The 19,876-nt window shown below is 30.3% G+C and carries 17 protein-coding genes; 10 read left to right on the top strand and 7 right to left on the bottom strand.

Annotated features, from left to right (window positions below; all coding sequences use genetic code 11):
• Positions 1–140 precede the first annotated feature (140 nt).
• The 4 genes from ACKTST_RS10425 to ACKTST_RS10410 all read left to right on the top strand — a co-directional run bounded on the left by ACKTST_RS10425 (position 141) and on the right by ACKTST_RS10410 (position 6,010).
• Positions 141–2,285, top strand: a complete 2,145-nt coding sequence (locus tag ACKTST_RS10425; RefSeq protein ID WP_408047689.1) for a S9 family peptidase — start codon at positions 141–143, stop codon at positions 2,283–2,285.
• Positions 2,286–2,289: 4 nt separating this feature from the next.
• The gene (locus ACKTST_RS10420; RefSeq protein WP_408047688.1) at positions 2,290–3,789 is read left to right on the top strand and encodes a peptide MFS transporter; all 1,500 of its coding nucleotides are present in this window, start codon (positions 2,290–2,292) and stop codon (positions 3,787–3,789) included.
• 29 nt (positions 3,790–3,818) lie between these two features.
• The gene (locus tag ACKTST_RS10415) at positions 3,819–5,390 is read left to right on the top strand and encodes a peptide MFS transporter (RefSeq protein WP_408047687.1); all 1,572 of its coding nucleotides are present in this window, start codon (positions 3,819–3,821) and stop codon (positions 5,388–5,390) included.
• 98 nt (positions 5,391–5,488) lie between these two features.
• Entirely contained in the window at positions 5,489–6,010 is a 522-nt protein-coding gene (locus ACKTST_RS10410; RefSeq protein WP_408047686.1) for a thioredoxin family protein, read from the top strand.
• Positions 6,011–6,016: 6 nt separating this feature from the next.
• On the opposite strand, the gene ACKTST_RS10405 is transcribed toward ACKTST_RS10410, so the two are convergent.
• The 4 genes from ACKTST_RS10405 to ACKTST_RS10390 form a co-directional block, all read right to left on the bottom strand.
• Positions 6,017–8,035, bottom strand: coding sequence for a ComEC/Rec2 family competence protein (locus ACKTST_RS10405; protein WP_408047685.1), 2,019 nt, complete (start codon positions 8,033–8,035; stop codon positions 6,017–6,019).
• Positions 8,036–8,077: 42 nt separating this feature from the next.
• Positions 8,078–9,508, bottom strand: a complete 1,431-nt coding sequence (locus tag ACKTST_RS10400; protein ID WP_408047684.1) for a hypothetical protein — start codon at positions 9,506–9,508, stop codon at positions 8,078–8,080.
• Between the two features lie 120 nt (positions 9,509–9,628).
• Positions 9,629–11,326, bottom strand: coding sequence for a lysine--tRNA ligase (lysS, locus tag ACKTST_RS10395; RefSeq protein ID WP_408047683.1), 1,698 nt, complete (start codon positions 11,324–11,326; stop codon positions 9,629–9,631).
• 256 nt (positions 11,327–11,582) lie between these two features.
• The gene (locus ACKTST_RS10390; protein ID WP_408047682.1) at positions 11,583–12,086 is read right to left on the bottom strand and encodes a DUF456 domain-containing protein; all 504 of its coding nucleotides are present in this window, start codon (positions 12,084–12,086) and stop codon (positions 11,583–11,585) included.
• A gap of 119 nt (positions 12,087–12,205) precedes the next feature.
• Here ACKTST_RS10390 and ACKTST_RS10385 point away from each other — a divergent pair, with 119 nt between their 5' ends.
• From ACKTST_RS10385 to ACKTST_RS10360, 6 genes are read left to right on the top strand one after another with little or no spacing between them, the layout of a single operon-like run.
• Complete coding sequence (locus ACKTST_RS10385; RefSeq protein WP_408047681.1) at positions 12,206–12,679, top strand: hypothetical protein; 474 nt, start codon at positions 12,206–12,208, stop codon at positions 12,677–12,679.
• 2 nt (positions 12,680–12,681) lie between these two features.
• Positions 12,682–13,050 (top strand): BlaI/MecI/CopY family transcriptional regulator, encoded by a 369-nt coding sequence (locus ACKTST_RS10380; protein WP_408047680.1) that lies wholly within the window; start codon positions 12,682–12,684, stop codon positions 13,048–13,050.
• Complete coding sequence (locus ACKTST_RS10375) at positions 13,047–14,582, top strand: M56 family metallopeptidase (protein ID WP_408047679.1); 1,536 nt, start codon at positions 13,047–13,049, stop codon at positions 14,580–14,582. Before ACKTST_RS10380 ends, ACKTST_RS10375 begins: the two co-directional genes overlap by 4 nt.
• Positions 14,583–15,452, top strand: coding sequence for a hypothetical protein (locus ACKTST_RS10370; protein ID WP_408047678.1), 870 nt, complete (start codon positions 14,583–14,585; stop codon positions 15,450–15,452). It begins immediately after the preceding gene.
• Positions 15,453–15,458: 6 nt separating this feature from the next.
• On the top strand, positions 15,459–16,712 hold the full coding sequence (locus ACKTST_RS10365) for a tetratricopeptide repeat protein (protein ID WP_408047677.1): 1,254 nt from the start codon (positions 15,459–15,461) through the stop codon (positions 16,710–16,712).
• A gap of 36 nt (positions 16,713–16,748) precedes the next feature.
• Positions 16,749–17,219 carry a hypothetical protein gene (locus ACKTST_RS10360; RefSeq protein ID WP_408047676.1) on the top strand — a complete coding sequence of 157 codons (471 nt, stop codon included), beginning with the start codon at positions 16,749–16,751 and terminating at the stop codon, positions 17,217–17,219.
• Here ACKTST_RS10360 and ACKTST_RS10355 read toward each other — a convergent pair.
• The 3 genes from ACKTST_RS10355 to ACKTST_RS10345 form a co-directional block, all read right to left on the bottom strand.
• Complete coding sequence (locus ACKTST_RS10355; protein ID WP_408047675.1) at positions 17,179–17,718, bottom strand: hypothetical protein; 540 nt, start codon at positions 17,716–17,718, stop codon at positions 17,179–17,181. The two genes, ACKTST_RS10360 and ACKTST_RS10355, sit on opposite strands and share 41 nt — an antisense overlap.
• 67 nt (positions 17,719–17,785) lie before the next feature.
• Entirely contained in the window at positions 17,786–18,346 is a 561-nt protein-coding gene (locus ACKTST_RS10350) for a Crp/Fnr family transcriptional regulator (RefSeq protein ID WP_408047674.1), read from the bottom strand.
• Positions 18,347–18,348: 2 nt separating this feature from the next.
• On the bottom strand, positions 18,349–19,857 hold the full coding sequence (locus ACKTST_RS10345; protein WP_408047673.1) for a GH3 auxin-responsive promoter family protein: 1,509 nt from the start codon (positions 19,855–19,857) through the stop codon (positions 18,349–18,351).
• Positions 19,858–19,876 lie beyond the last annotated feature (19 nt).

Raw genomic sequence — 19,876 nt, 5'->3', positions numbered from 1 at the left:
TCAATTATTTTTTGGTGGTTCAAAGATACGTGAATCCTGTTAAAATAGGATTCATATTTGGTTTTTATGACTTTTTTGAGGTGATTTTTGACGATTTTTCCGTAAACTTGGCAAACTTTTTAGATAAACAACAACATAATATGAAGAAATTATTATTATTTTTTATTGGAATGTCTTCGCTTGTTCAAGCACAAAAAAAAGATATTTCTTTAGAAGATATATGGCGAAATGGCACATTTAGAGTCGATTATATGAATTCTCTAAATTCTATGAATGGAGATTTTTATTCGCTATTAAACTATGAAAACGGAAGTACTTCAGTTGATAAATATAGCTACGAGACTTTAGAGAAAGTTGCCACTATTGTAGATAGCAAAGATTTAGCGGGATTGAAAACATTTCAATCATACAGTTTTAACAATGACGAAACCAAATTGATTTTAGGAACTAACTTTAAACCAATTTTTCGTCATTCTTTTTTAGGTACATTTTACGTGTACGACATCGCTACAAAATCGTTAGACTTAATTGGTACAGATATTCAAGAGCCAACTTTTTCGCCAGATAGTAAGAAAGTAGCTTATGCTAAAGCGAATAATTTATTTATCAAAGATTTTTCTAATAATACAGTTATTCAAATAACGAGTAATGGTAAGAAGAACGAAATAATTAACGGTATTACAGATTGGGTTTACGAAGAAGAATTCGCTTTTGTAAAGGCGTTTGAATGGAATGCTGATGGTACTAACTTAGCATTTTTACGTTTTGATGAAAGCAAGGTAAAAACTTTTTCAATGGATGTTTACGGAAAAGGAAAATATCCATCTCAACATGTTTTCAAGTATCCAAAAGCAGGTGAAGAAAACGCAAAAGTTTCGTTACATATTTTCTCATTAAACTCTGGGAAAACTGCTGAAATTAGAGTAGGAGATTACGAGTATATTCCGAGAATTAACTGGACAAAAGAAGCTAATTTATTAGCTGTTCGTACATTAAATCGTCATCAAAGCGATTTAAAAATGTACTTTGTGGATGCTAACTCATACAGAAGTCATTTAGTATTGAATGAAACAGACGCTGCTTATGTAGATGTTAATGATGATTTAACGTTTTTAGATGATAATAGTTTTATCTGGACAAGTGAAAAAGACGGATTCAATCATATTTATCACTACAATAAAGATGGAGAGTTACTAAACCAAGTTACAAAAGGAAATTGGGAGGTTACTTCATACTACGGATATGATAAAGACAAGAAAACAGTTTTTTACCAATCGGTAGAAAACGGATCTATCAACCGTGGTGTTTATAGTATTTCTTTAGATGGTAAGAATAAGAAATTGTTGAGTGAAACTTCTGGGACTAACAGAGCTTCTTTCAGTAAAAATATGCACTATTTTATCAATACATTCTCCGATGCAAATACACCACCTGTGTATACTTTAAGAAATGATGAAGGAAAAGTATTAAAAACGATAAAAGACAATGCAGCTTTAAAAGAAGTTGTTGCTGAATACAATTTGAGTAAAAAAGAATTTTCAATGATTAACATCAATGGAAATAACTTGAATATGTACACGATAAAACCTGCAAATTTTGATGCTGCTAAAAAATACCCAGTGTTAATGTATCAATATTCAGGTCCAGGTTCTCAAAGCGTAAAAAACAGTTGGAATAGCTCTAATGATTATTGGCATCAAATGCTAGCGCAAGAAGGGTATATTATTGTATGTGTTGATGGAAGAGGAACAGGTTATAAAGGACGCGACTTTAAAAAAGTTACGTATATGAACTTGGTAAAGTACGAAACAGAAGATCAAATTGCAGTTGCTAAAGAATTAGCAAATTTACCATATGTAGATGCGAACAGAATTGGTATTTGGGGATGGTCTTTTGGAGGTCATATGAGTACTAACTGTTTATTAAAAGGAAACGATGTATTTGCATCTGCTATTGCAGTAGCACCAGTAACTACGTGGCGTTTTTACGATACTATTTATACTGAACGTTATATGCGTACACCAGAAGAAAACCCTTCAGGATACGATGATAACTCTCCATTAAACTATCCAGAATTATTAAAAGGAAAGTATTTGTTAATTCACGGAACAGGTGATGATAATGTACATGTACAGAACGCATATCGAATGGCTGAAGCTTTAATTCAAGCAAATAAGCAATTTGAGTGGGGCATGTATCCTGATAAGAATCACGGTATTTATGGAGGTAACACTCGTTTACACTTATTTACTAAGATGACTAATTTTATTAAAAACAACTTATAAGCATATGGCAAATTCAATTCCAATTAAACAAAAAGAGATGTTTGGGCATCCTAAAGGATTATTTTATCTGTTCTTTGCTGAATTATGGGAGCGCTTTAGTTTCTATGGGATGAGAGCCTTACTTACCTTGTACATGGTGCAGGAAATTTTTAAGGCAATTTCAGAGCGTGATGCTGCAACTGCAGTTGTTTATGCTTCTTATGGATCATTAGTATACGCTTCAACAGTTATAGGCGGTCAAATTTCTGATAAAATTTTAGGAATGCGTAGTTCTATATTTTTAGGAGGAATTCTAATGGCTATAGGACACTTTGTATTGGCTATTGAAAATGACATAGCCTTTTTTTTAGCGCTCGCTTTTATTGTTGTCGGAAATGGATTCTTTAAACCAAATATTTCAACTTTTGTTGGTTCATTATATGAAGATGGTGATGTGAGAAAAGACTCAGGATTTACCATTTTTTATATGGGGATTAATATTGGAGGGTTTGTTGCTCCACTTTTATGTGGTTGGTTAGCAGCTGAATATGGTTGGCATTATGGTTTCGGTTTAGCAGGAATAGGAATGTTAACAGGATTAATTTTCTTTTGGAGCGGAATTAAAAAGAATGTTTTTGGAGATAGGGGATTACCACCTAATGCAGAAGTTTATGAAAAGAAAATCATAGGAGTTCCTCAAAAAACACTAATTCCAATAATATCTTTTTTATGTGCTCCAGTTATAGCATATTTACTTTCAGCTTGGAAAGAAAATTATGTAAGTGGTATTTTTAAAGTAATTGGATTTGCAGTATTAGGATATATTGGATATATAATGTATAAGTCTACTTTAGAACAACGCAAAAAGCTTTTTATGGCGGTTCTTATTACATTTTTTATGACTCTGTTTTGGGGTTTTCATGAATTATCAGGAAGTGTTATTACTTTATTTGCATCTAGAAATGTAGCTTTAGATGGAATTATGAATGCAAGCCAAACAAATGCATTAAACTCTATGTTTATCATTATTTTGGCAATTCCAATTTCTTTACTTTGGGGATATTTAGCAAAAAAAAATTTAAACCCAAGAACACCTTATAAATTTGGATTAGGGTTATTATTTGCAGGTTTAAGTTTTTATATCCTATCTTTAAGTGGAGCGAGTGCAGATGAAAACGGAATGGTTCCTTTTACTTATTTATTCGTTATGTATTTCATTATATCTGTTGGAGAGTTGTTTATGTCTCCTGTAGGATTATCAAAAATTACAGATTTATCTCCAAAAAACATTGTTGCTTTTATGATGGGAGTTTGGTTCTTGTCATCGGCTTATGCTTTTCAAATAGTAGGATTTATTTCTGAACAATTAGCAGTAGAAAGTACTGATACTAATGTAGGAGGAATGCAAACATTAACTATATACACAGATGGTTTTGGGTTAATTGCGCAGTATGCTTTAGGAGCAGGAATAATTGTATTGTTGTTTTCTCCACTTATGAAGAAACTAATGGGTAACGTACACTAAAAATTAAAGAAAAATTAATTTAATTATATATGAATACAGATATAGAAAATCTATTTAAAGACAAAGTTTTAGGGCATCCAGCAGGATTATTTGTGTTGTTCTTTACTGAAATGTGGGAGCGTTTTTCGTACTACGGAATGCGTGCATTATTAGTTTTATTTTTAATTAGCTCGATTACTGATGGAGGTTTTGGTTGGGAGAAAGCTGAAGCTCTTTCTTTATACGGTACTTACACCATGGGAGTATATTTGACTCCTGTTATAGGTGGTCTTATTGCTGATAAGTTACTAGGGTACAGATGGGCGGTTATTTTAGGAGCACTTATTATGACTTTAGGTCATGCTGCTATGGCATTTGAAACGCCTTTAATGTTGTATGTTGGATTAGGATGTTTAATGGTAGGTAATGGGCTTTTTAAACCAAACATGACATCAATAATCTCTAATATGTATAAAGATCATGAAGAGAAAAAAGATGGTGCTTACTCTATTTTTTATATGGGAGTTAATGCAGGTGCATTTTTAGGAATTATGCTTTGTGGTTATATTGGTGAAAATTATTCATGGTCTTTAGGTTTTGGGTTAGCTGGTATTTTTATGTTTTTAGGAATGTTACAATTTTATTTTACACAAAATATTTTTGGAAGTATTGGATTATCTCCTAAGAAAAAATTAGCTTTAGATTCAGAAACTATAGGTAAAGATGGAGATCAAGACTTTGTAGAGGTAAATGAAGAGGAAGCTTCTAGTAAAGTAGTTTTTGATAGATTAATAGCAGTAGGTGTTTTTTGTGTTTTTACTGTTTTCTTCTGGGCAGCTTTTGAGCAAGCGGGAGGATCTATGACAATTTTTGCTGAAGAATATACTCAAAGAAATTTAGTTGGAGGATATGGTACTTTGTTTAAGTACGTAGATGCTTTATTAACAATTATACCTTTAGGGATAATCACATATGTTTTATATATTTTATTTAAGAAGACATTTGCTAAATACGCTGTAGGAAATATAATTTTGGCAGTTAGTTTTTTAGTTATTTGGGGTATTGTTGGTTGGAAAATTAATAGAGATTTTTCTAACGATCAAGTAGAAGTTCCAGCAACTTGGTTTGGTATTTTAAATTCATTGTTTATTATTACTTTAGCTCCATTGTTTTCTAAGTGGTGGGAAAGTAAATACAATATGTCTGGACCTTTAAAGTTTGGTTTTGGTCTACTATTATTGGGGTTAGGTTTTGGGTTCTTATCTATGGGATCTCAAAGTATTGTTGCAGGTGAGCCTATTATGAAGGTTAGTATGTTTTGGTTAATAGCTGCTTATTTATTCCACACTATGGGTGAATTATGTATATCGCCAGTAAGTTTGTCTTATATTAGTAAATTAGTTCCTGCGAAATGGATTGGATTTATGTTTGGTGTTTATTACTTATTTATTGCTATGGGTAATAAACTAGCAGGTACAGTAGGAAGTTATATTGAAGAGATAGAAAAGGCTTATTCAATTTCAGGTTTTTTCTTAATTTTTACTGTAATACCAATAGTTGCAGGGTTATTAATTGCTGGTTTAAACCCGTTAATGAAAAAATTAATGCATGGGGTTAAATAACCCTAAATAAACGTTAAAACAACTTTTAACAACCTGTCAATATTAAAAATTGACAGGTTTTTTTGTAATTTTGGAATACTTATTGAGACTTTAGGGGTATGAGAAAAATAATATTAGTAGCAGTTTTAGCCGTTGTTTCATTTGGAATACAAGCGCAAGAAAATAAAATAAATTGGTTGTCTTTTGAAAAGGCTATGGAAATGAATGAGAAAAATCCGAAGCCAATTTTAGTAGATATTTATACTGATTGGTGTGGTTGGTGTAAAAAAATGGATAAGACGACTTATAAAAATCAAGTAATTGTAGATTATATCAACGAGCATTATTATCCTGTAAAGTTAAACGGAGAAGCAAAAGAAGATATTTCTTTTCAAGGTAGAACTTTTAAATATCAAGCCCAAGGAAGAAGAGGGTATCATGAATTAGCTGCTGCTATTATGAGGGGAAAAATGAGTTATCCTTCAACAGCTTTTTTTAATACAGAAAGGCAATTGCTACAGAATGTTCCAGGATATTTAACTGAAGAAAGATTTGAAAAAATATTAGCTTATTTTAACCAAGACAATTATAAAAATACACCTTGGCCAGAGTTTGAGAAAAACTTTAAAAGCGCTATGTAAAACTAATCATTTAATGATGAAAACACCATTTTGACCTGTATACCAAAATGGTGTTTTTTGTTTATACGAGGTTTCTTGCCACTTGTTAATGTACGATTTGTAATTGCTACCATCAGCAATAATTTGTTGAGGTTGTATGGTAGCAATTAAACGGTTTAGATTTATTTTAGGATTGTGCTGTAAGATAATTATTGAATTTTGCAGTTTGTTGAGTTGATAAATTCCTAAGCTATCAATGATTAATAGTTGCTTGTTTTTAAATGTTGTGTAATTAAAAGTTGAATCGATTACGACTGTATTTACATTTTCCCCTATACGATAGGATTGAAATAGTTTTTCGTTTATTATAGTATCTTTTGAATTGTAAATTTGTAACTCTTTTCCTTTACGTATTCCGATTATTGAATTTCTACTTTTATGAAAAACTAGGAATTCTTTTTTGTTTTCTCTTTCAAACTTCTCAAATAAATAGACTCCTTGAAGTAAAACAACTGTACCTAAAAAATAAAAGATTCTTTTAGTGGATTTGTGTATCCATACTTGAAAAAACAATACGATAACTACATACCAAAAGAACATTGCAAGTAAGGACATAGAAATTTCTTGAAGTAAAAAGCTTTCTTGGTGAGAAATCCAACCAACAAAGCTATTCATTAAAGAAATAATGAATTGGTAACCATCAGCTAGAAATTGAGGAAGAATGTTAAGCAACGCTAAAAAGATGATAATAATTCCGAAGAGTAAAATTCCGCCCAAAAAAGGAATGATAACTAGATTGGAAAGAATAAATAAACTGGGAAATTGATGAAAATAATACAAGCTGATAGGTAATATTCCTGCTTGAGCAGCTACCGAAACGGTTAATAACCTCCACAATTTGTCTAGTAAGAAGTTTTTAGTGTTCCAAAGGTTATAAAGTAAAGGTTGTGTCCAAACAATTCCGAAAACTGCTAAATAACTTAATTGAAAGCCAACATCAAATAGAAATAAAGGGTTTATCAATAGTAAAAAGAATAGAGAGCTGACTAAAGAAAACTCAATCACTTTTTTTCGTTTAAATGATTGTCCGATAGCAATAAAAGTAAACATGGTTACTGCACGCACGACTGATGCTGATAAACCTGCGATAAAAGCAAAAGACCAGAGTAATAGTATAATACTTAAGGTTTTTATTAATATACCTTTTGGAAGTTTTTCTAAAGGTTTTAACAAATAAGATAGTAGCAAAAGTATGATCCCAATATGCAATCCTGAAATTGCTAAAATATGTATAGCGCCTGCATTGGTATAATCATCTAATAACTCTTTCGATATTTCTTGTCTTTGTCCTAATAACAAAGCATTAATAACTGCATATTCGTCTTTAGAAAAGTTGTGTTTTTGTAAAGACTGTTGAATGTTGTTTCTCACTGAAGCTGACAAACCGATTAAAGAAAAAGAAGCATTATCTACTTGTTTTAATTCTGAGTTGTTTAAAAATAGTTGATGGTAAATATGTTGTTTAGCTAAGTACTCCTTGTAATTAAATTGATGTGGATTTAATGGCGGAATCAACTCTTTAAACTCAGGTTTTAGTATAAATTGTTGATTGACTTTTAAAGGAAAACTACCACTGTCTTTTTTAATGTTTACTAAAACATTCCCTGTAGTTTTTATGTTGTTTACTTGAGTAACCTTTGCAATGTATTTAGTGTAATAATTACCAGGTTTTAAAATTTGATGAATGGTAATTACTATAGTTTCGTTTGGTTGATAGTTTTTAAAGTAATAATTGCTGTAATTTTTAGGGTTTTGGATGAATACAGCTGCTATTCCAATTAAAATAAAAACGAAAGCAACAATGATTGAAAACCAAACTTTTAAACTTTTAAGTTTTAAAATGAAAAGGACAAAAATGGTTACTACTAGAATAAGAAAGAATATAGGAAAACTATACTTCCAAATACTCTGGTAAAATTGAAGCATAATTCCTAAGATTAGAAATACTAAAAATAAAATAGGAGTATAGCTAACTAGTTTTTTCATAACTAGTTAAAGTTACAAAAAAATGAATTGATTTTTGTTAAGCTATATTATTTTATAATCTTTATTGCTCTCTAAATATTGGATGTTAGAGAGTGTTTTGTATGCATTATCAAGTTTGTCTAAATTGTCAATGTTAATTATTACTATAGTGCTTTTAGAATTATAGTCTTTAAAAGTTTTTATGGTGTTTAATGCTGGTTGAGTTTTTAATTGAGAAAAAATTTCTTGAAGCTTTTTAATCGTTTTTTGACGGTTTGAATCTACAATAATTAATTTTGTAGTTTCTTTTTTTAACAAAGCTTCATCAGATTGTGATGAGATAATTGAGGAGGAAAAATTCATCAATCTAATATTGAAATAATTATGAATTGTGTTTGTTATCTGGTTTGCTTCAGACTCTTTTTCTGTGTTTGCGAATAAGTGAAGTCTATTCATCAAAATAGCAGTTTCATCTATAGCTTTAGGAAATTTTTGTTTAAATAATTCTATAGATGTATGTATAAAATTTTCATCTATACTTTTCCCTTTTGCTAGATAATCTTCTGCTAAAGGAAATAACGCATGAGCAAAACCATCTATGTATTTATTGTTATACCAATTACCAGGGTCTATTTTATTGTGTATTTGGTTATGTGCCCAACCATTTCCTAAGGCAGTGGCTAACCCTTCATTTATAAAAGAATAAGCTAGGAAAGAGTATGGAGAGTCAGAGTTTTCAAACCAATTATTTATTTTTTGTTGAAAATAACTACTTTGACTTTTATATAATATATGACACATCTCATGAATTATAATTCCAACTCTAGATAAATAATCATTCTCTCTATGTGAAAGAAAACTACATATCAAAGCATTCCCTTTTGGAATAGCTGTTGTGTGTCCATTTTTTAGAGGAATAGGGTAGAGAATTATTTTGAAAGGGATTTTTTCACTCCATTCTGTATTGTAAAATTTGCTTATTGTAAAATATAGTTCTTCAATTTTAGGAGTATAAATGGTTAATTGATTTTTAATTCTTTCTATGTTTTTTTGCTCGTTATTCCAGATAAGTTCGTCGTAATAAACTTCTACTTCTTCTAAAAGGTTAATTAATTCTGTGTGAGTTTGATGAGGTAGAAAGCCAATAATTCGCTCACTAAAACCATTTATATTGTCAGAATTTGAAGCGGCAATCCACAATAAATCTTTAGTTGTAGTATTTGATGATCTTTTATCAGGAAACTCTTGTCTTTTAATTGAATAGTCTAAATTAAGGGAAGAATAAGAGTTAACTATTTTAACAAACTTTTCGTCGCTTTTATAAGAGTCTATAATATACTTTCTAAAAGAACTTGATGTTCCTGTTTGTCCAGAACTGGTTTCTAAAAAATTGAATAAACCAATAGTTTTGTTTACTTCAATTTGAATAAAATTATTTTGACTAAATAGTTGAAGGCTTATTACAAATGATAGAATTGAAAGTATAGTTTTCATAGTTTGTTTTTATTGAAAGACGAAATGAAAATCTAGTTGTTGCATTTTTAATAGATTAAATTTCATAAAAAAAGCAACCTCATTAGAGATTGCTTTTCAACTTAAATATTTTGTGTGGTTTTATAAAACTTCTACAAATAAGCCATCATCATTTTTTTCAACTTTGGCTAATTTGTTTTTAGTTAAACCTTTAATGGTTTTATCCCATTTTTTGTTAGATAAACCACTTTGAGTTTTTAACTCGTTTAACTCTATTTTTTCCGCTTTTTCAATCAAAGTTAACAATGCTTTTTCATCGTCGTTTAACTCAACTGTAGGAGCTTTCTTCTCTGGTTTCATCTGAGGGAAGAATAATACTTCTTGAATTGACGGATTATTTGTTAAATACATGATTAAACGATCCATTCCAATTCCTAAACCAGAGGTTGGAGGCATACCATATTCTAAGGCACGTAAGAAATCTTGATCGATAAACTCACCCGCTTCATCATCACCTCTTTCTGCTAACTTTAATTGTGCTTCAAAACGCTCACGTTGGTCGATAGGGTCGTTTAATTCAGAATAGGCATTGGCAATTTCTTTACCACAAACCATTAATTCAAAACGCTCAGTTAATTCAGGATTATCTCTATGTTCTTTACACAAAGGAGACATTTCCTTCGGATAATCAGTAATAAACGTAGGTTGAATGTAGTTTCCTTCACATTTTTCACCGAAAATCTCGTCGATTAATTTTCCTTTACCCATGGTGTTGTCAACTTCAATACCCATGTCTTGAGCAGCTTTACGAATTTCATCTTCTGTTTTACCAGTAATATCAAATCCTGTAAAATGTTTAATAGAGTCTGCCATGGTAACACGTGCATACGGAGCTTTAAAATCTACTTCATATTCACCAAAAGTAGCTTTAGTAGTTCCGTTAACAGCAATAGCACAATGTTCTAATAACTTTTCAGTAAAGTCCATCATCCAATTGTAGTCTTTGTATGCTACGTAAATTTCCATAGCTGTAAATTCTGGATTGTGAGTTCTGTCCATTCCTTCGTTACGGAAGTTTTTTGAAAACTCATATACACCGTCAAAACCACCAACAATTAAACGTTTTAAGTATAATTCATTCGCAATACGCATGTATAACGGAATGTCTAACGCGTTGTGATGTGTAATAAAAGGTCTTGCTGCAGCACCACCAGGAATAGGTTGCAAAATAGGTGTTTCAACTTCAAAATATCCTGCATCGTTAAAAAATGATCGCATTGCGTTGAATAACTTTGTACGCTTTACAAATACATCTTTTACGTGCGGATTTACAACCAAATCAGCATAACGTTGACGGTAACGCATTTCAGGATCGGTAAATCCGTCAAAGGTGTTTCCTTCAGCATCTACTTTTGGTAATGGTAATGGCTTTAAGGATTTACTTAATAATTTAAAATCTTTTACCATTACAGTGATTTCTCCAACCTGAGTTTTGAATAACTCTCCTTCAATACCTACAAAATCACCAATATCTAATAGTTTTTTATAAACTTCATTGTATAATGAGCTGTCTTCTCCAGTACAAATTTCATCGCGGTTAAAATAAACCTGAATACGACCTTCGCTATCTTGTAATTCAGCAAAAGAAGCTTTTCCTTGTATACGACGCGACATTAATCTACCTGCAATTACCACCTTTTTACCCTCTTCAAAGCTCTGTTTAATCTCTTTTGAGTTTGAATTTAATGGAAATAAATCAGCTGGATAGGGATTGATGCCTAATTCTCTTAGTTTCCCTAACTTTTCTCTACGTACAACTTCTTGTTCTGATAATTGCATGGATTAATTTTTATAAATTTTTAATGAAGCTGCAAAGATACAATCAATTGCAGAATTTACCAACGCTTAACAGATTCACTTTTTTTGTAAAAAAAACAAAAAAGTTTTGTGGTTTTAAAAAAGGTTGTATATTTGCAGGCTGTCTTTTTTAAAAGGCAGCATTTAGTTGTGTTGTTAGGTACTTTAAATAGTACCATGGTTTTGTTAACCAATGGAAAGCTTCCCTGAGATGGGTTGCTTTTTTTTTGCGATAAATTTAACTGAAAAATACGTCTTTATAGTGCCAAAAGTCAATTATAAAAAAGATCAGGTAAGTCGATGCAACTAAAAATTTAATAGTTGTAGATGTGATAAATCCTAAGAATGCGCCAAAAGATGCTTTAATAGCTCTAGAAGTATCTTTACTGTCGTATAATAATTCACCTATAAATGCACCAAATAACGCTCCGATAAACATTCCGAAAGGAATAGGAGAGAATAGCCCTATTAATAATCCAATTGTGGTACCGTAAGCACCATATTTAGTTCCTCCCAAACGTTTTGCACCTAAAGCAGGAATAAAGTAATCAATTATAAAAATAAAAATAGCAACAGCTAATGTTATGCTTAAGAAAGTCCAGTTTTGTGGGACTGCTTTTGTAAGGTGTAATAATAATAACCCTATCCAACTTGTTAATGGTCCTGGTAAAATAGGTAAGAAAGAACCTATAATTCCTAAACAAACAAAAACAAATCCTAGTAATAACAATAGTATATCCATCAAACTTTTTTATCAATATGACGAAGTTACAGCACCTTTGTTACATTTTAATAACTAAAAAATTAGTTTAAACTAATTTTTTAGTTATATTTGTTGTGTCAGATAAAAAATAAAAGATTATGAGAAAAGGAATTTTAGCTTGTGTTTTGGTTGTGTTGTTTTCGTGTAGTAAAGAAAATAAAGAGTTAATAGTAGTTAACTCACAGGGTGAAAAATATTCTAAAATAGAAAAATTAAAGCTTGATGAAAAATATAATAATTTATTAAGCCCTCAATTTTCAACAGAAGAAGAGTATAAAGAAGTAAGGAAATCTTGGTTTTCATTTCATACACAAATAGGAGAGATAGTTAAAGAGAATAATTTCAAATGGGAAGTTCAAGATAGTGCTATTATGGTGTTAAATAAGATTTATTTTAATAAGAATGGAGAGGTAGATTATTATGTTTTCAGGGTTCTTAATGAAAGTGTCCCCAATGAGAAAAAAGAATTATATGAAAAAATATTAACAGACAATGTGTCGAAAATTGAGATAAACTTAAAAAGAAATAAGCAGTTTTCACAATGTGGTAAGGTAAAGTATTCAAATTATTAATTATGAGTAAACAACTAACGAAAGCAGAAGAACAGATAATGCAAGTGTTATGGGAGTTAAAATTGGCTTCAGTAAAAGAAGTCATTGAAGAGTTACCAGAGCCAAAGCCTGCATATAATACGGTTTCTACTATTATAAGAATTTTAGAAACTAAAGAATTTGTTGGGCATAAGCCGAAAGGAAGAGGATATGAATACTATCCGTTAATAGAAAAATCTGACTATAGTAATGAGAGTTTACACAAGTTAATGGATGGGTACTTTGGAGGTTCATTTAAAAGTATGGTGTCCTTTTTTATGAAGGAAAATAAAATGGATATTCAGGAGCTAGAAAGTATTTTAAAAGAGGTAAATAAAAACAAGAAATCATGATAAATTATATCATTCAAGTAATACTGTTTCAGGTTCTTTTTGTAGCAGTATATGATTTCTTTTTAAGTAAAGAAACCTTTTTTACCAAGAATAGATGGTATTTGTTAAGCACAGCATTGCTATCATTTTTACTGCCTTTTTTTAAGATTCCAACAGTTCAAAAAGCAGTACCACAAGAATATTATATTTTATTACCAGAGGTTGTTTTATCACCTCAAAAGGTAATTGAAAAGACCGCTTGGTATCAATCTGTAAATTATTTAGATGTGTTATTTTGGAGTGGATGCCTACTTTTCTTACTTGTTTTTATAGTAAAGTTAGAGCGTGTCATCCGATTGATTGTAAAACACGGAATTATAAAAGAAGCGAATTACAAGTTGGTTTTTTTGCCAAAGAATTCTAAAGCCTTTTCATTTTTCAATTATATTTTTTTAGGAAAGGAAATTCCAGCGGAAAAACAAGAAAAAATTATCCAACATGAGTTAGTGCATAGTCAACAAAAGCACACCTTAGATCTGTTATTTTTTGAGTTTTTAAAAATAGTGATGTGGTTTAATCCTATGGTGTATGTGTATCAAAATCGTATTTCGTTAGTTCATGAATATATTTCTGATGAGGTGGTAAGTAAAACCACTCAAAAAGAAAGTTATATAAACAATTTACTCGCTGATATTTTTCAGGTCGAGCATATTTCATTCATTAATCAATTTTATAAACATTCATTAATCAAAAAACGAATTATTATGATGACAAAAACACAATCAAAAAAAGTAAAACAACTAAAGTATTTATTGTTAATTCCACTATTGGGAAGTATGGTTTTATATACGGCATGTAGCGATAACAATGAAAAGAATGTAGTGTTAGCTAAAAAAGAACAAGTTACCGTGTATATGCAAATGGGTAAAGATTATAAAAAGGAAGTTAAAGGTAAAAAGGAAACATATTTAGATTATTATCAAGGAACAGAAACACCTGAATGGAAAGAAATATCGTATAAAGATTTATTACCTGAAGAAAAATCAGAATATGACGAAGATCGTAGTAAAATGAAAGAAAAAGATAATTTATATTCTAAAACACTTGAATCTAAACTTTATATTAAACCAAATGGAAGAAAAGTATTAGCCAACATTATAGATTTTTCTAAAATAAAAGATACAAAAAAACAAAAGCTAAATGGAGAAGTAGTTCCTTTTGCGATATTAGATAAAGTTCCTACGTATCCAGGATGTGAAGAAGGTGATAAAGATTGTCTTAATAAAAGTATCCAGCGTTTTGTTTTAGGTAATTTTGATGCATCGATAAGTAAAGAATTAGGATTGTCTAAAGGGAAAAAGAGAATTTATGTTCAGTTTAAAATAGACAAACAAGGAAATGTGACAGATATTAAAGCAAGAGCACCGCATTCTGCTTTAAAACAACATGCAGAAGAAGTTGTAAGTAAACTGCCTCAAATGTTACCAGGAGAGTATGAAGGTAAAATAGTAAAAGTAGGCTATACATTACCAATTACTTTTAATATTGAGTAGATGAAATATTGTATTCTATTTTTATTACTAACAGCATCTGGTATGGCACAACAAGTACCAGATACGCTATTTTCACCTAAAGTAAACAAAAGAGCTGATAACTTTACAATTTATATAGATGAAGCTCATAATAACTTTCACACAAAAGATAATCGTTATAAGCCATTTGCAAACTTACTTGTTAAAGTGGGTTGTCAAGTAGAAGGTTTTACAAATAAATTTTCTGAAGAAAGTTTAAAAAGCACAAAGGTTTTGGTAATAGCAAATGCTTTAGTAGAAGGGGCTAGAGGTCCGTTTGTTATTCCAACCCCTAGTGCTTTTACTAAAGAAGAAATTAAAGAAGTGAAAGCATGGGTTAAAAAAGGAGGTTCTTTGTTTTTAATTGCCGACCATATGCCTTTTGCTGGCGCAAGTGAAAAATTAGCAAAATCTTTCGGATTTACTTTTTACGACAGCTTTTTGTTTGATACAAATCAACAAGGAATTTTAGATTTTTCTAAAGAAAATAATATGTTATCCGATCATCAATTAACTGAAGATATAAGTTCAATAAAAACCTTTACAGGACAAGCATTTAAAATTCCTAAGAAAGCTGAATCTATTCTAAAAGCAAATGAAAAATTGGTAGTTCATTTACCAGATACAATGTGGCGTTTTTCGTCAAAAACCAAACGTTTTTCTGCGAAAGGATTATCGCAAGGGGCAATTATGAATTACGGAAAAGGGAAAATTGCTGTTTTTGGTGAAGCTGCTATGTTTACAGCTCAATTGGCTGGTAGAAATCAGTTTAAAGTAGGAATGAATTCAGAAGGAGCAGAAGAAAATTATAAATTATTAGTAAATATTGTTACTTGGTTAACAGAAGAGTAAAAAACTATGAAAAAGAAAATTTTAAGTATTGTATTTGTAATTACATTTTTTAAAGTCGAGGCGCAAGTCTCGCCTTTTAAAACCATTGATAGTTTGGTAGGTATAGGACGTTATCAAAAAGCATTATCAGTTTTACAAAAGACAGAATCAACATTTGAGTCAAACACGAAAATGGCTGCTATTTATGCTTCTATTGATAATCATAAACAAGCATCAAAATTTTACGAAGAAGCTTTGACTTTTAAAGATGATTACTCAGTAAAAATTAAACTGGCAAATTCTCTTCAAAAAGAGCAAAAGCTAAAAAAAGCAATTACAATTTTTGAAGATCTTGTAAAAGTAGATTCAGAAAACCTGCTTGTACAGTATAAATTAGGGCAGTTATATGTTAAAACAAAGCAACCAGCTAAGGCAATTAAAACATTTAAAAACTTACTGAAACAAGACAGTACAAATGCGAATTATCATTATCAATTAGGAATTTCTTACGCAATGTTACAAAAGAGAAATTTAAAAATTGATAGTTTTTTAGATGCATATAAAAATGACGAAGAGCACATAAAAGCAATTCAGCAATTGGCATTGGCGTATACTTTCTTACGAGATAAAGATTCCGCAAATTTATTTATTAATAGGGGTTTAAAAGTTAGTCCAAATCATATTGATTTGAATAAATTAAAGATTAATAATTTATATAGAGAAAAGCAGTTTACAGAAGCTATAAAACTGCTTCAAAAAATTGATACGCTTGAACCAAACGAACATTACACACAAAAAATGTTAGGGCGTAGTTTTTTTAATTTAAAAGAATACGATAAAGCAAGAGAGCATTTTAAAAATGCAAAAGAGATAGATAAATCAGACTTTAAAGCTTATACCTATTTAGGAGATATCGATTTTGAAGAAAAAAAATTTCATAAAGCTCAGTTAAACTATATGCTAGCAACTTTTGTAGGAAAAGAACCAAGAGATGTAGAGTACTATCAACTGGCTAGAGTTTATGAAGAACTCGGAAATCCAAAACAAGAACTAAATTCTTATGTAAAAGCAGTTGAAGAGAATCGAAACAATTACAAAGCATTGTATCAATTAGCTAAAAAGAGTGAAGATTTTTATAAAGATAAAAAGATAGCATTTAAGCATTATAAAAACTATGTAAATCGTTTTGAGAGTAAAGATTCCTTATTAACTAATTATGCAAAATCACGATTAAAGGAAATTAAGAAGTATTATTTCTTAAAAGGAGAGGTTTTAGAATAACTGTAAAATTTGTATATTCATCTTAAAATCAGAAAGATGAATATTCGCTATGTTGTTTTTTTAACTTTCACATTCCTTTTCGTAGGATGTGAGTTTTTTTCAAGCGAAAAAAAGGATAGCGATAAAAATTTTAATACGGTTGTAGATTTTACTCAAGTTGATGTATCTCCAGTTTTTGACAATTGTAAAGAACTTTCTGATAGTGAAAAAGCCACTTGTTTTAGAGAAGAAATTCATACAAGAATAACGTCTAGTTTACAAGAATATCAATTTGTAAGTGAAGAAAATATAAATGAACTTGTGGTTATTGATTTGCTGATTGATATAAATGGAAATTGTATTTTAAAAAAGATAAATACTAATGATGAAATTATCAATCAGTTTCCTCAGTTAAAAGACGCAATAACATTTGCTATTGAAAGTTTACCAAAAGTGATTCCAGCAAAAAAACAGGATATTTCGGTAGCTACACAATATACATTACCCATAAAAATAACAGTAAAATAATTGGTAAACACACAATTATAAGGCTAATACTACAATAAATAGCAAATATTAGCTTGTTATAGGGTGCTGGTTTTTCTTTTTTAATTATTTGTTTTAACTGTAGAGCAGATAAGTTTAAAAGTTTTTCTTTAGGAATTGATAGGTTTATAATTCCGTTGACTTTCAATCCTTCTTTATATCCTTTGATAACTTCTGATGGATAGTTTAATAAAGAAAATCCCATTGCCCATAAACTCATAAAACCAATTGGAAGTTGTTTCCATAAACCAGTAGCTATTTCCCAACCAGCAATAAAAGCTTCTCCTTTCCAAGTGGTGTCACAATTATATAAAACATGTTGAATATCGTGAATGTGAATTACTTTTTTTCTAAATTCAGAATTAGGAATTTTTATTGAAAATAATTTAAAATGTAGGTGAAACCAATTATTGTTAACGCCTCCTTCTGGTTCTAAATTGTTTTGGATGTGAAAATTTGCTAGAGCTTCTTTTAAAATCATGTTTAGTTGTTTATACTAACAAATGTAAAAGCTCTAAAAATGAATATTCTTGATATTTATCAAGAATTTACTTTCCTCTAATTCTACTTAAAGTTTCTGGTGTAATACTTAAAAAGGAAGCAATATGTTTAGAAGATACTCTTTGAAAAAGATAAGGTTTTTTAGTTAATAACGTTTCATAACGTTCTTGGGCAGTGTGTAGTTGTAAATCATCAATTCGCTCAACTAATTCAATATAAATTTGCTGCATAAAAAGACGACCATATCGTTCGTATTTTGGATTTGTTTCAAAAAGTTGTTCTAAATCATGTATATGAACTGCATACACTTCTAAATCTTCTAATGCTTCGATATTGTATTTGCTCTTTTTTCGTTGAATTAAACTGTCTATGGTAGTAATACTTTCTTGTTCAGCAGAAAAATGAACAGTAATGTCTTTATCTTCTTTAAAGTAGAATACACGAGCAATCCCTGAAATTATAATGTAGAAATGATTGCATATAGTTCCTGCTTCATGTAATATATGGTGTTTTGGATATTTTTGATACACCATAATGTTTTGAAGTGCTAAAGCAAATTCAGGGTTTTCAAGTAGGAGAGAAGCGTTGCTATTAGAAGATTCCAACATAATTATAAATTTAACAGTTCTTCTAAAAAGCAACGAGTATTAGAAAGTCTTGGCACCTTGTGTTGTCCACCTAATTTTCCTTTTTCTTTTAACCAATCGTAAAATAAACCTTCACGAGCTTGATGTACTTTAGGCATAGAAAGCGTCATGTTATTATAACGCTTCGCTTCGTAGTCTGAGTTACAGTTTTTTAAGGAATTGTCGAGCATTTCAGTGAAAAAATCTAAATTTTCAGGTGCTTTTTTAAACTCGATAATCCATTCGTGAGCACCGTTTTTCTTTCCATTCATAAAAACAGGACCAACAGTATATTCTTTAACTTCACTATTGGTTTTATCACTCGCAGCTTTTAAAGCTTCTTCTGCATTTTCAATAATTAATTCTTCGCCAAAAACATTAATGTGATGTTTGGTACGTCCTGTAATTTTAATACGATAAGGATTGGTTGAGGTAAATTTAACAGTATCACCAATTAAATAACGCCACAAACCGCCATTTGTGGTAATAACGATAGCGTAATTAACATCTTTCTTAACTTCGGAAAGAGGAATTGCAATCGAATTTTCTCCGTTATATTCACTCATCGGAATAAACTCATAAAAAATTCCGTAGTCTAACATCAATAATAATTCATCAGAATTGTTTTGATCTTGAATAGCAAAGAATCCTTCAGAAGCATTGTAAGTTTCGTAATATTTGAATTCTTTCTTTGGAATTAACTTTTTGTATTGTTCACGATACGGATTAAAATTTACACCTCCGTGAAAATATACTTCCAAATTAGGCCAAACTTCAAGAATATTATCTTTTCCAGTTTTTTCTAGCACTCGGTTTAATAAAACTAACATCCAAGAAGGTACACCTGCTAAACTCGTAATGTTTTCGTTGATGGTTTCATCAATAATCGCTTCCATTTTGGTTTCCCATTCGCCCATTAAAGCAACTTCTTGTTTTGGTGCTGAGCTAAAATCTGCCCAAAAAGGCATGTTTTCAATAATAATTGCAGACAAGTCTCCAAAATAAGAATCGTTGTCTTCATAAATAGCCGAACTACCTCCTAATCGTAAGCTCTTACCTGTAAAAAGCTGGGCTTCTTCGTTGTTATTTATATACATGCAAAGCATGTCTTTTCCAGCTTTAAAATGGCAATATTCAATGGCTTCGTCACTTACAGGAATAAATTTACTTTTTGCATTGGTAGTTCCGCTACTTTTTGCAAACCATTTAATTTTTGTTGGCCAGAACAAGTTTTGTTCCCCTTTTCTACAACGTTCAATAAGAGGTTCTATACTTTCATATTGTTGAATGGGAACAGTGTTTGAAAAATCTTTGTAATTTTTAATTGAAGAAAAGTTGTGTTCAATTCCAAACTCGGTATTTTTAGCTGTGGATACAAGCTTATGCAAGAGTTCGTTTTGTACATCAATAGGATATTTTAAAAATAATTCTACTTGATGTTTACGCTTTTTTAAAAACCAAGAAACGATTGAATTTATAAATGGAAACGTCATAGATTAACTCTTAATTCAA

It is taken from the genome of Tenacibaculum crassostreae, assembly GCF_964512405.1.
Taxonomy (GTDB): domain Bacteria; phylum Bacteroidota; class Bacteroidia; order Flavobacteriales; family Flavobacteriaceae; genus Polaribacter; species Polaribacter crassostreae.
Note: the sequence above shows the minus strand (reverse complement) of the source record. Positions and strands in the feature narration are given on the sequence as shown.